The sequence below is a fragment of the Nitrososphaerota archaeon genome, from assembly GCA_016872055.1.
Classification (GTDB): Archaea; Thermoproteota; Nitrososphaeria; order Nitrososphaerales; family Nitrosopumilaceae; genus Nitrosotenuis.
Genome location: VHBH01000015.1, coordinates 1 through 11,279, shown reverse-complemented (window position 1 = coordinate 11,279; position 11,279 = coordinate 1). Strand labels below are relative to the sequence as shown.

General features: G+C 40.3%; 16 protein-coding genes and 2 tRNA genes. 6 read left to right on the top strand and 12 right to left on the bottom strand.

What is annotated here, in order from left to right; translation table 11 throughout:
- Positions 1 to 52: 52 nt before the first annotated feature.
- The 4 genes from FJ354_06710 to FJ354_06695 form a co-directional block, all read right to left on the bottom strand.
- A complete protein-coding gene (locus tag FJ354_06710; protein ID MBM3906345.1) occupies positions 53 to 349 on the bottom strand; it encodes a hypothetical protein in 297 nt (98 codons plus the stop codon).
- A gap of 99 nt (positions 350 to 448) precedes the next feature.
- Entirely contained in the window at positions 449 to 2,206 is a 1,758-nt protein-coding gene (locus tag FJ354_06705; GenBank protein ID MBM3906344.1) for a pentapeptide repeat-containing protein, read from the bottom strand.
- 37 nt (positions 2,207 to 2,243) lie between these two features.
- Positions 2,244 to 2,332 (bottom strand) — tRNA-Lys (locus FJ354_06700).
- A 46-nt stretch (positions 2,333 to 2,378) separates the two neighbouring features.
- Positions 2,379 to 2,981 carry an SRPBCC family protein gene (locus tag FJ354_06695; protein ID MBM3906343.1) on the bottom strand — a complete coding sequence of 201 codons (603 nt, stop codon included), beginning with the start codon at positions 2,979 to 2,981 and terminating at the stop codon, positions 2,379 to 2,381.
- Between the two features lie 171 nt (positions 2,982 to 3,152).
- Here FJ354_06695 and FJ354_06690 point away from each other — a divergent pair, with 171 nt between their 5' ends.
- Positions 3,153 to 3,581, top strand: a complete 429-nt coding sequence (locus tag FJ354_06690) for a hypothetical protein (protein MBM3906342.1) — start codon at positions 3,153 to 3,155, stop codon at positions 3,579 to 3,581.
- On the opposite strand, the gene FJ354_06685 is transcribed toward FJ354_06690, so the two are convergent.
- From FJ354_06685 to FJ354_06660, 6 genes are all read right to left on the bottom strand, one after another.
- On the bottom strand, positions 3,578 to 4,021 hold the full coding sequence (locus FJ354_06685; protein MBM3906341.1) for a cytochrome oxidase assembly protein: 444 nt from the start codon (positions 4,019 to 4,021) through the stop codon (positions 3,578 to 3,580). The two genes, FJ354_06690 and FJ354_06685, sit on opposite strands and share 4 nt — an antisense overlap.
- A 2-nt stretch (positions 4,022 to 4,023) precedes the next feature.
- Complete coding sequence (locus FJ354_06680) at positions 4,024 to 4,968, bottom strand: hypothetical protein (GenBank protein MBM3906340.1); 945 nt, start codon at positions 4,966 to 4,968, stop codon at positions 4,024 to 4,026.
- Positions 4,969 to 4,977: 9 nt separating this feature from the next.
- Complete coding sequence (locus FJ354_06675) at positions 4,978 to 6,504, bottom strand: cytochrome c oxidase subunit I (GenBank protein MBM3906339.1); 1,527 nt, start codon at positions 6,502 to 6,504, stop codon at positions 4,978 to 4,980.
- A 46-nt stretch (positions 6,505 to 6,550) separates the two neighbouring features.
- A complete protein-coding gene (locus FJ354_06670; GenBank protein MBM3906338.1) occupies positions 6,551 to 6,973 on the bottom strand; it encodes a hypothetical protein in 423 nt (140 codons plus the stop codon).
- A gap of 109 nt (positions 6,974 to 7,082) precedes the next feature.
- Entirely contained in the window at positions 7,083 to 7,343 is a 261-nt protein-coding gene (locus tag FJ354_06665) for a hypothetical protein (GenBank protein ID MBM3906337.1), read from the bottom strand.
- A 52-nt stretch (positions 7,344 to 7,395) separates the two neighbouring features.
- Complete coding sequence (locus FJ354_06660; GenBank protein ID MBM3906336.1) at positions 7,396 to 8,022, bottom strand: histidine phosphatase family protein; 627 nt, start codon at positions 8,020 to 8,022, stop codon at positions 7,396 to 7,398.
- Between the two features lie 54 nt (positions 8,023 to 8,076).
- Here FJ354_06660 and npdG point away from each other — a divergent pair, with 54 nt between their 5' ends.
- From npdG to FJ354_06645, 3 genes are read left to right on the top strand one after another with little or no spacing between them, the layout of a single operon-like run.
- The gene (gene npdG / locus FJ354_06655; GenBank protein MBM3906335.1) at positions 8,077 to 8,748 is read left to right on the top strand and encodes an NADPH-dependent F420 reductase; all 672 of its coding nucleotides are present in this window, start codon (positions 8,077 to 8,079) and stop codon (positions 8,746 to 8,748) included.
- Entirely contained in the window at positions 8,749 to 8,976 is a 228-nt protein-coding gene (locus tag FJ354_06650; GenBank protein ID MBM3906334.1) for a hypothetical protein, read from the top strand.
- Positions 8,969 to 9,364 carry a pyridoxamine 5'-phosphate oxidase family protein gene (locus tag FJ354_06645; protein MBM3906333.1) on the top strand — a complete coding sequence of 132 codons (396 nt, stop codon included), beginning with the start codon at positions 8,969 to 8,971 and terminating at the stop codon, positions 9,362 to 9,364. The genes FJ354_06650 and FJ354_06645 overlap by 8 nt, the downstream gene beginning before the upstream one ends.
- Here the strand turns inward: FJ354_06645 and FJ354_06640 are convergent.
- The gene (locus FJ354_06640; protein MBM3906332.1) at positions 9,358 to 10,530 is read right to left on the bottom strand and encodes an aminotransferase class I/II-fold pyridoxal phosphate-dependent enzyme; all 1,173 of its coding nucleotides are present in this window, start codon (positions 10,528 to 10,530) and stop codon (positions 9,358 to 9,360) included. The two genes, FJ354_06645 and FJ354_06640, sit on opposite strands and share 7 nt — an antisense overlap.
- A gap of 40 nt (positions 10,531 to 10,570) precedes the next feature.
- Here FJ354_06640 and FJ354_06635 point away from each other — a divergent pair.
- Both FJ354_06635 and FJ354_06630 read left to right on the top strand, forming a co-directional pair.
- Positions 10,571 to 10,645: transfer RNA gene (locus FJ354_06635), tRNA-Arg, on the top strand.
- A 51-nt stretch (positions 10,646 to 10,696) separates the two neighbouring features.
- A complete protein-coding gene (locus FJ354_06630) occupies positions 10,697 to 10,933 on the top strand; it encodes a hypothetical protein (protein ID MBM3906331.1) in 237 nt (78 codons plus the stop codon).
- A 137-nt stretch (positions 10,934 to 11,070) separates the two neighbouring features.
- Here FJ354_06630 and FJ354_06625 read toward each other — a convergent pair.
- Positions 11,071 to 11,279: PqqD family protein (locus FJ354_06625; protein MBM3906330.1), on the bottom strand; the 209-nt coding region annotated here is incomplete at its 5' end.

Here is an 11,279-nt window from a genome sequence, read left to right as displayed (position 1 = left end):
CGAGGAGATCGAGCCTAAAAAGTCCAGATTTACGTTACTAAGAAAGCTTTGATCATTTTATTTTGGACTCTATAGCAGTTATGTATTTTGATAAAAATTCGTGAAACATTTCAATTTTGGACTGGTCAAGTGCTTGTGCGCCGGAAAACTTGGTCATTTCCTGCTTCGCCTTGAGATGTTGTGATAGGATTTCTTTTAGTTCTGTTTTTGATTTTGCGTCTAGATTTTTTATCAGAGAAGACGTTTCAGATTCTAGTTTTTGTCGTAGTATAGAATCAGCTGGTGGAGATTCGCCCAATACATCCTTTAAGGTATAATTTTCAAAAACTTGTATTCTGAGGTCTACCACAAAAGATTTGGCAGAATCGATTTAATAAAAAACTATTTGAAAATACCAATTTAGTAGCAGATCATGTACATATGGTGGACAAATTTTGTGTAGAATGTTTCAGTCAATGTTCATGGATCGAAGTTTGTAATTATCCCTGTGTATGGATGTGGTTTCGTATGGTGGGCCAATTGCATACAGCTTCAGGGTTGCCTTACAAATTAGTCGTGACGGCAGATCACGCTCAAAACAAAAATCGGTTTTTGTATCCGTAGAGGTTTGAATATTATTCAACTTGGTATTTTTTGAATATACTAGTCGTAGATCGACACCCTTCAAATTTGAATTATCTAGTTTTGCATTTCCCAGATCCGCTGCAAAAAGAGATGCGTTTTCAAAATTTGTATTTTCCAGGTTAGCGGAATTCAGATAGGCAAATGAAAGATCAGCATTTTGTAGATTTGAATTCGTCAACCTAGTGTTTTGCAGATTAACATTTCGTAAGTTAATGGATTCAAGATTTTTGTTACTTAGATCAGAATTGACGATTTCCGTGCTACTAAATTGGCCTTTACTCATATCTAGATTTAAAATGGCAGAATTAAATTTTGAGCCATGAAATTCTGCAGCCATGATCTTGGCATTAGTAAGATTTGTTCCAGAGAAATCAGTACCGTACGCTTTAGCACCGTAGAGAATTGCTCCAGAAAGATCTGATCCCTTAAGGTTCGCCCCAGACAGATCTGCGCCAGATAGATTTGCCTCAGATAGATTCGTGTGCTCTAATTTTGCACCCCTGAATATTGCACCCAATAAATCAGAATTAGATAGATCTGCTCCACTAAGATCAGAATTTGTAAAATTCGTATGAGATAATTTACTTTTTTTCAGATTAGAATTTGTAAATGTAGAAAATTCTAGCGATGATTCTGAAAAGTCTTTTTCATGAAGATCAGTATTAGAGAAGTTTCCGTGTGGATATTTGCTTGCTTTATGTAATTGACTATGATATGATTCTGTTTTCAGTGAGACAGTATTATCTAAATTCAGGTTTTTTGTTTTTGCAGTGGAAAAATCAGAATGAAAAACATTCGCATTATCAAATATAGAGTCCTCAATCACGGCATTTCGTAATTCAATTTCACTAAAGTCAGAGTTTGCAAAATTTGATTGTTTGATCACGGCACCCACCATGTTGGCACCATTAAAGTTAGTTCCTCTCAGATCCAAGTTTGATAGATCCGCAAAAGCTAGGTTAGCATCTTTGAGGAATGCTTCTTTCAGATAAGAGTTACTTAGTTGAGCATTTGCAAGATTTGCATATGCTAGATCAGCCCCAGTGAAATTAGTTTTAAACAAGAGATTCTTTGTCAGATCCTGTCCACAGAAATTTGCATAAGAAGCATTAACATCTACAAGATTTGCGCCGGCAAGAATTGTTTTATATAATTTTACATAACGAAGACTTGATTGTTCAATGTTTGCCCCTTCCAGCACTGTATCTCTCATGTTGGAACCATCTAGAACAGCATGTCTGAGATCTGCCTTGTAAAGATCAGCTTCCCTAAGATTTGCGCCAAAAAGTTTTGCATTTTTTAAATTAGCATATCTAAGATTAGATTCGGTTAGATCAGTGCCACTTAGATCAGAATTTTCGAGATTTACATTCTCAAAGTGTCCTCCCCTAAGTGATATACCTGAAAGATCACAATTTGACATATTTTTATCAATTTGCATCTGAGGGTTTTTTTCTAGGCATATTTGGATTTTTGATTTGGATAAGTCTTCAATTGACAGTATTGAAAAGTTCTGTGTCGGAATTAAGATCAGAACAAGAACAACAATAAGCAATAATGACAAGCTGAAAAAAATCTTCATTTTCGAAAGATATGAGAATAAGATAAATAAAACTTAGCGGGTCTGGTGGGATTCGGACCCACGACATACGGATGTCTCCAAGTAATTTTAAGAGTCCGTCGCTCTACCTGGCTGAGCCACAGACCCACTGAGGAAAAAACAAGTGTACCGTTATTTAATTGAGATGAAAAATTTAGTTTGAAGCTTTTGCTTCAATTTCGTTGTATTTGTCCAGAATTGCAGTCAAAACCGTCGAGACAGGAATGTTGTTCATCTTTCTCTTTTCGGCCAGGAGTTTCTGGTATGCATCAAGTGTGATGTATACAGGTATTGAGCCATTTCCTTCTAACAGTCCTCGAACCTTGAATAGAGCGCTCTCCATTCCCTTTTCAGCAGTCTTTGCGAACTTGACCTTGTTTAGAATTCCGCCTAGTGGACCAAATGGCATCTCATAGTTTACTGTCATGGTAACAGTGGTTAGTCGCTCTGCCTTTGGTGTGAATTCAGTTGTAATGTCCCATTTCTTGAATGGTCCGGTAGTCATTTTAGCAGAGATCTTGCTTTCCTTGACAAACTCTGTTGTCTCGCAGTCCCATTCCAGTCTTTTTCCGCCAAAGTCACCGACAATTCTGAATGTTGTTCCAACACCCATGCCGTTTTTGATATCCATTGGAATGACTGTCATTCCTACACCCTTGTCAGACATTTGGTCAGAGACGTGCTCTGGTCTTGCAAAGTATGTAAAAACGGTGTCAACTGGAGCTTTGATGTCGATTGATTTTCTAACTGTAGTCAACGTTGGGACTTTTTCAAAGTCTTGATTTAAAGCTTTTGTCATTTTTCTTACAAAACCACTTTGCATTATATTGATGAATGCGATCTGGTGATTGTGCATCAAAAGATCGCGTTTTTTGTATTATCTACATTACTGCTTTTGCCAATCATCTCTCAAGCAAGTGGTCACGCGCTGTTTAATTCAGCGGAGTCCACCATAGGGAATAACCGAGTCCAAATAGCAACAGACCCAGAGTTTCCTCAGGCAGGCCAAAAGGCAAAGATTCGAATGCATGTAACGGATCTTGACCTAAATGACGTAAAACAATTCGTAGTAGGGATTAGAATATTTTATGATGATGTTCAGGTGGATGGCATTCCACCGCGGTCGGTTGATGGTGGATATTGGGACTTTGATTATATCTTTGATAAGCCGGGAAACCACGTATTTCGAGTTGATATTTATGGTGAAGGTAATAGTGCAATCACTCACACATTCAATATGAGTACACAAAGTCCATTTGGCTACATCTTCTTTTACGTGATATTATCAGGTGCTGTCGGTGCCGCCGTGATATTTGGCTACATTTACTTGCCAAAACGAATTAAAAGAAAGACCTAGACTTTTGCGATAATAGATGCTTTTGCCATTCTGAATGCAAATATCGCAGTGAGTAAAGTCATTGCAAACAGCAGAATCCCAATTCCAAGATGTATTGCAACCAGTACTGCGTGTAGTTTTGCCTCAATCACCAAAGCGCCAAGGGTTATTTGAGTTACTACCAGTATTGATCCCAGTGTGGAGGTAACTTTGATTTTTCTGTCTGAACTTTTGTTTAGCCAGACCCCAACAGTTGTTGCAATTATCAGGCTACCAGTGGTTGCAGCGATGAATCGGTGTACCCATTCTATGAAAAACTCATCGTCAGGCAATATTCCATTAGGGCATAGCGGCCAGTCAGGACAAGACAGTCCTAGGCCAGACGCCGAGATATATCCGCCAATGAACATTAGCGAATACAAGATCATCAGGGATGCTAAGGCTAGGTACTGGAGACGCAAAATTATTCAACTATGAAATTGCCTTGCATTCCAAGTGCTGGGTGTCCCGGGATTGTGCAAATGTAGTGGTATGATCCTGGGGCTCCTGCGGTAAATGTTACTTCTTTTGCCTCTTTTGGCTTGAGTGGATTGTTCATAGAACCGATTGCAGAATTAAACAAAACACTGTTAAAATCATCTGGGTTTGAAACAACGCCAAAGGCGTGGAATGACATTCCGTTGTTTGCTACCTTTATGGTTACAGTATCGCCAGATTTTACCTTGATCTCTGGGTTGTGGCCTTCCTCACCAGGTAATGCATTAAAGGCTAGTGTCTTAAAATCAGCAGACTCTACAAAATTGAGGTCAAATGTGTGGCTAATGCCTGTTGGGGCAGCTGCCTTTGGCGCCTCGCCTTTAGGTCCTACTATGATTTCACCAACCATTCCCAATTCCCTGTGTCCTGGAATTGTACAAATGTAATAGAATGTACCTTCGCTTGTAGGTATGAATGTGGAAGAACCGCTTTCACCTGGCTTTTGTGGGCTGTTCATGTTTGCTATCTCTGTTCCTCCAATTATCTCGCTATATCCTTCTGTTGCAGGAGTGACGCCAAACGCGTGGTATGACATTCCCATATTTTTAACAGTAAATTCAATCTTGTCCCCAACACTTGCCTCAATTGTTGGATTGTGGCCTTCCTCACCAGGTAGTGCATTAAATGCCAATTGCCTAAAGTCAGACGATTCTACAAAATTCAAGGTAACTGGAATTGTTTTGCCTGAAGCAACTGCTGGACCTGGGGCATAATTTCCAGTCATTGCTTGCGCCCCTGGCGGCATTGATATCCAATAATCCCAAAATGCAAAGAACAAAGCGCCGCCTGCGATGCAGACACCGCACATGATTGCCATCATTTTTGCGGTTCTTGCAGGACTTGTCCTATAGATTGGTGTTTCGTGTGACATGGTATTATCCTAATGGTGTGGTGTCTTTGCCTGATGTGACCAGTAGTATTTGCCGCCTAGTGCCCATGGATCATCCATGTCTGCTTCCTTGCCTTTGGCTGAGCTGTATATCATGTTGAATATCCACAGCGCCATGCTGACACCAATTACCATTGCACCAATTGATGAGATTTGATTCATAATGATATATTCAGGTAATGGTAAGTAGTCGAAAACTCTTCTTGGCATTCCGTACAATCCCAATACGTGTTGTGTGAAAAATACCATGACGGTACCAACCATTGTTAAAATAAAGTGGATCTTGCCCATTGTCTCATTATACATTCTTCCAGTGATGTAAGGGAACATGTAGTACATGAAACCCATAGAGCCAAACGCTATTGTTCCCATCACAAAGAGATGGAAGTGTCCTACCACCCAGTATGTGTCGTGTGTGATAAAGTCAAACGGCATTGCAGCATTTGCTACACCGCCCGCTCCTGCTGAGAAGAATAGTGCGATTCCTCCGACTGCCCACATCATTGGTGTTGCAAATCGAATTCTTGCGCCCCACATTGTGGCTATAAAGTTGAATACATGCATTGCAGATGCTGGAACTGCTGCCAAGGTTCCAACCATGAATACCGTTTTTTCTGTAAACGACATGCCTGTTGAATACATGTGGTGAGCCCATGAAGAGAATCCGACAAGTGCAAGCATCACAAATGCAAAGATTCCAGAACCATGGCTAAAGATCGGCCTCCTTGAGAATCTAGGAATGATTTCATACATCATGCCGATTGCAGGAATTACCAATACATACACCTCGGGATGGAATGTAAACCAGAACAGATGCTGATATGCAATTGGATCTCCGCCTTTTGATGGATCGAAGAATCCAGAAACACCGAGCCTGTCAGTTAACAACATTACGAGTGCGGCGGCAAATGTAGGCACCGCCACTATAATAATTAGGGATGAGCTCAAAAATGACCAAGCCAGTAAAGGTACCTTGCTTAGTGGTAGATCAGGGTGCTTGCACTTGAGAATTGTAACTACAAAGTTGATTGCGCCTAGAACTGATGATACACCCAAGATTTTCTGGGCAAATATCCACATGTCGGCTGAAGGACCAGGTGAGCGAATTGTAGAGTACGGCGGGGTTGCATACCAACTAAAGTCAGCAAAGCCAAGCCAGATTAGTGCGCCTGCTGGCGGGATCATCCAAAATGCAACAGCATTTAGTTTTGGATACGCCATGTCTTTGTATCTGACCATGATTGGAACAAAATAGTTGCCAACCGCAGATGCGAATGGTAAGAGGAATAAAAAGATCAAAGTTGTTCCATGAACGGTGAAAATTCGGTTATACGTCGTTGCATCTGAAATGATCTGACTTCCAGGCAAGAATAGTTCTGCTCTAATTAACAGTGCCAGAGCACCACCAAGGAAGAAGAATGATAGAGATGTGATCGTGTATAGCAGCCCGACATCAGTGTGATGAGTCGAAAACATTATCTGCCAAATTGGTCGCGGCTTAGATAGCTCTAATACCATTTAGTTTTCCACCTGTGTTTGATTTATTAAGTTATCAATGTTCATTTTATTCCTCCACATATAGTGTCGCTCTCATGTTATAGTGCAATAGACCACAGTATTCCCTGCACTGGATGACATATTCTCCTGCCTTGTCTGGCGCAAACCAGATTGTGTTTACTTTGCCAACAATGGCGTCCTGTAATACGACATAATCATGAATGTTGAATGAGTGGTTGACGTCTTTGGCAGTGACCTCAAACTTGTATGGTTTTCCTTTTTTGACGTGAAGTTCGCCTACTTCTTTGGTTCCATCTGCATGCTCAAAGGTCCAAAACCATTGTTGTCCAACTACCTTGATTACTTCTGCTTCAGCAGGAATGTGCTCTACAATTCGCTCTACATTCCATGCCTCGGCTCCTACGTATGCCAATAAGCAAATAACAACGCCGATGTAGACCCATTCAGGCCAGTTAGAGTGTCCGCTCATTTACTGCTCACCTTTTTGTCCTCATGTAAAAACACGTGATTGTATGTTAAAAGCCAAGTGGAAGAATCGTCAACTAGTGCTAATTTTTCCAAAAATAAGAAGCTAGAAATTACCAATCACCTTTTTCTTCATATTTAGTTGGCGTGGCTTTGGGGTGAGACTCTCTGAATCTCCATACAACCCAGATAAGTGTGCCAGATACTACTGCTCCAACGGTAAATGCTATTGTCATCATCTTGAAAAATAGATTCCAGACCTCTGTTTTGCGGTTAATATAATCTCCAGCTTCTGTTGCAGCAAAGACCAATTGTAATGTTGGTAAAACAAGTAAAATAGTCAAAATTGACATCAATACTATTACTCTTGTCATGACTGAATGTAGCTGGTGAACTGCAAATTCAATTTAAGCCTTTTGCAGATTATTAGAAAGGTCCTTGGTTGTATCGATCAGAGTTCATTGCGTTGATAGCAGACAAGGAAAATTTTCCCTGCTCTTCTCGAATTATTGTCAATGATGCATTTGCAATAATGAGCTCAAAAAGAGAACTGGCGTTTAGATTTAGGATATTTGATATCATTGCCTTGATCGGATCCATGTGTGTCACAAGCAAAACGTTTTTGCCAGAGTGTTCCTTTCTGACGTGATCCACAATGCTCATGACCCTGCTTTTGACCTGCATGAATGTTTCCACCCCGTTTTCCTCAATTATTGGATCGTCCTGATAAAATTTCAAAAAGATGTTTCCGTGTTTTGCATACAGATCATCGTATGCCATTCCGGAAAATTTGCCCATCTCTATCTCATAAAGACGCTCATCCACAGTTGTCGGCAGTCCAACGTGATCGCCTACAATTTGGGCGGTCTTGTGCGCACGCTCTATTGGGCTTGCATAGATATGAGAAATATCAAGTGATTTTAGGAATCTTCCAATGTCGTTGGCTTGCGTGATTCCTTTTGGTGTGAGTTGGACTCCAGGCGCACGTCCTGCCAAAACTCGAGAGGTGTTGTTCTGCGCTTGTCCATGACGCAAAAATATTATCAATCCCATGGATTTTCAAATTTCTCCATAAAGATAATAATAAGATTGCTTGCCGAGGTTTAGTTGAAAATAGGAATCATTGGGGGCACTGGCGGTATGGGAAAAGGCTTTGCACTGCGCTGGTGCAAAAAGCACGAAATCCTAATTGGCTCCAGAGATGCGCAAAGAGCATCTGATGCCGCAAAAGAATATTTGCAAATAGCAAATCAGGGATTTGGGAATATCAGCGGAACAATTTCTGGGACAGACAACAATTCCGTTGCAGCTCAAAGCGACGTTCTGATTCTATCAATACCATATGAAAATATTGATTCTGTGTGTTCTGGCCTGCTTGGAAACATAAAGGACAGCTGCACCGTAATATCACCCATAGTTCCAATGACAAAGACAGACATTGGTTTTGAGTTCATACCATTAAAGGAGAACAAGCCATTCTCACACCAAATGGTGCAAAAACACATGAAAAACAAAAACAAGCTTGTATCAGCATTTCATGTCATATCGGAAAAAAAACTCATTGACCCAAACTTTACGCTGGATTATGATATTTTTGTCTGCGGTGACGATAAGGAATCTATTGATGTGGTAAATGGCCTAATTGTAGAGATTAGCGGCCTGCGGCCAATATTTCTGGGCTCTGGCGCACTGGCATATCAGGCAGAGATTGCAACTCCACTCCTACTCAACGCCATGATCAAAAACAAGATGAAAAACCCCGGAATCAAAATTCTCTAAATGAGTGAACATCATCCACGAAGGGGCAGAAACTGGTATTCTGCGATGGGAGTGTTATTTGTAGTGGTTGGTGCAATTACATTGGTGCAGAATCTGATAGTCTGGGGTCCGGAATTTATAGTGGATTTTATGTTCAATGGAGAGATAACAAACGAAAAGGTCACACTAGGAATGTTTGCATTTGGCGGATTTTTGATTATCTTGGGATTTAAGAAAAAATATGCGTAAAGAAGTTCTGCTAAAAAAACAAAAGATTATGCATCTTGCTACGATTGATTCCAAGGGAAGCCCGCATTTGGTTCCAGTATGGTATAAAAAAATTGAAAAAAAATTCTACATCGGCACAAACACAAGGACTTCCAAGGCAAAAAACATCTCAAAGAACAAAAAAGTGTGCTTTTGCATAGATGTTGGAATTTGGCACCCAATTGATGGCATGATGGTATCAGGCAAGGCAAGGCTCATCAAAGAACACAATACAGTCAAAAAAATCGCAGGACAGATTTTGCTTCGCTATTTTAGAACTCTCAAAGAAAAATCTGCAAAACAGTTGCTCGATCAGACCGACTGTGTGATAGAAATCACACCGCTAAAAACAACCAGTTGGCATTACTGACAGAACTTTTCTATTTCGTTTAGAGCAAAGTCAAGTATGTTCAGGTCAGGCAGAAACACAATTCTGAAATGGCCACTGCCATACTGTGTTCCAAATCCAGATCCATGAACAGTCAGTACTCCTGTTTTTCTTAGCAGCTCCATTACGAATTCCTGATCTGTTTTGTATGGGTTTTTTTCGATTTTTGGAAAAGCATAGAATGCACCCTTTGGATTTGAACATGACAGGCCAGAAATGGAGTTTAGTCTTTTTACTACAAAGTCGCGTCGTTTTTTGAGCTCTGTTACAAATTCAGAGACATATCCTTGCGGTCCTCTCAATGATTCCAGCGCTGCATATTGTACTGGTAAATTTGTGGATATTCGCACACGTGCTAATTTTGGCAGATTTTCTCTAATTGGTGCAAGCTTGGGCGAGTTGTTAAACGCAACATAACCAATTCTCCAGCCAGACATCAGATGAACCTTGGAAAAACCATTTAGCAGTATAATTGGGGAATCCCCAGATACTTTGCCAATTCCTGTGAATTTCTCATCAAATACGATTTGGTCGTATATCTCATCACAAATGATGTACAGGTCATGCTGATTTGCAATATTGACTAATTCCCTTAGTGATTTTTCAGAAAATACAGCGCCCGTTGGATTATTTGGAGAAATTAGGCAAATTGCAACTGTTTTTGGCGTTATTTTTGATTTGATATCATCAATGTCTGGTGTTGAATTTTTCAAGTCCACTGCAAATTCGACTGGCTTGCCGCCGTGTAGTCTGACATATGATGCATATGGAGGATAATATGGTCCTGGCAAGAGAACTTCGTCGCCTTCTTCCACAATGGATGACATTACCATGTCTAGTGCCTCTGAAACTCCGTTTGTAACCAAAATATCGTCTGCAGAAACTGACAGTCCTTTAGCTTTTTCTTTTATTGTAATTGCTTCTCTGAGTTCTTGCAGTCCTTCGGATTGTGCGTAATAATTGTGCCCCTCTCGAATTGACTTTATCATTGCCTCTTTGACATTTGCTGGAGGTTGAAATCCATACTGGATTGGATCACCAATGTTCAGGTATGTGATTTTTTTTCCCAGTTTTTCAACTTGACGTGCAGCAGTTACAATATCACGGATTGCATATTCAACGCCAGCTACTTTTTTTGATACTTTCATGAGCAGCTAGACAGATATTTAGCCCCGTTAAAGTGCTTTTGGACTCGTAGCACAGTCTGGATAGTGCGGGCGGCTTCGGACCGCCAGGTCGAGGGATCGAAGCCCTCCGAGCCCTGAAATTATTTTTCCAGTATAACTATATTAGAACAAGTTGCGATGTAGTGTCATGCCCGGAATAGGCTTGATGAAGAAAAGACTGGAGACAGAAAAGCAGGCGATAACTTTGGCAATATCCGGAATCATAAAACAATACAATGTCAAGCCAGAAGAAATCAAAACTTTGGAGACACAGTATGACAGTGATGCTGGCGATTGGTATGTCGCATTAGGCTTTGCCGATAAGCGAACAGTGATACGAATGGACTCGGTTCATGCAACAATTTTGGAAATAAAAGAAGTTTAGCTGTTTTCAAACTCTATTTTAGAGTACAAACACATTCCTAGAAAGTTTTAGAATTTGACCACGGTGTTTGGATATCATGTTTAGTAATAATATAGTGATTTTAAGAGAACATTTTGATCTTTGTCTACAAACCTGTTTTATTTTCTGAATTGAACGTTTGGTGCTTCTGGCTGCGGTATTATAACGAGTCCGCCATCTCGAAGCTGACCAATTAATTGGATTACTTCTTTTTCAACTTGAGATCTTTGCATTCCGGTTTTTTGTGCAAATATATCGACTAGTTCAGTGATCTTTCTCTTACCATTGCATGATCGCCAAAAGTCAATGATTGCCTGATTTACCATAA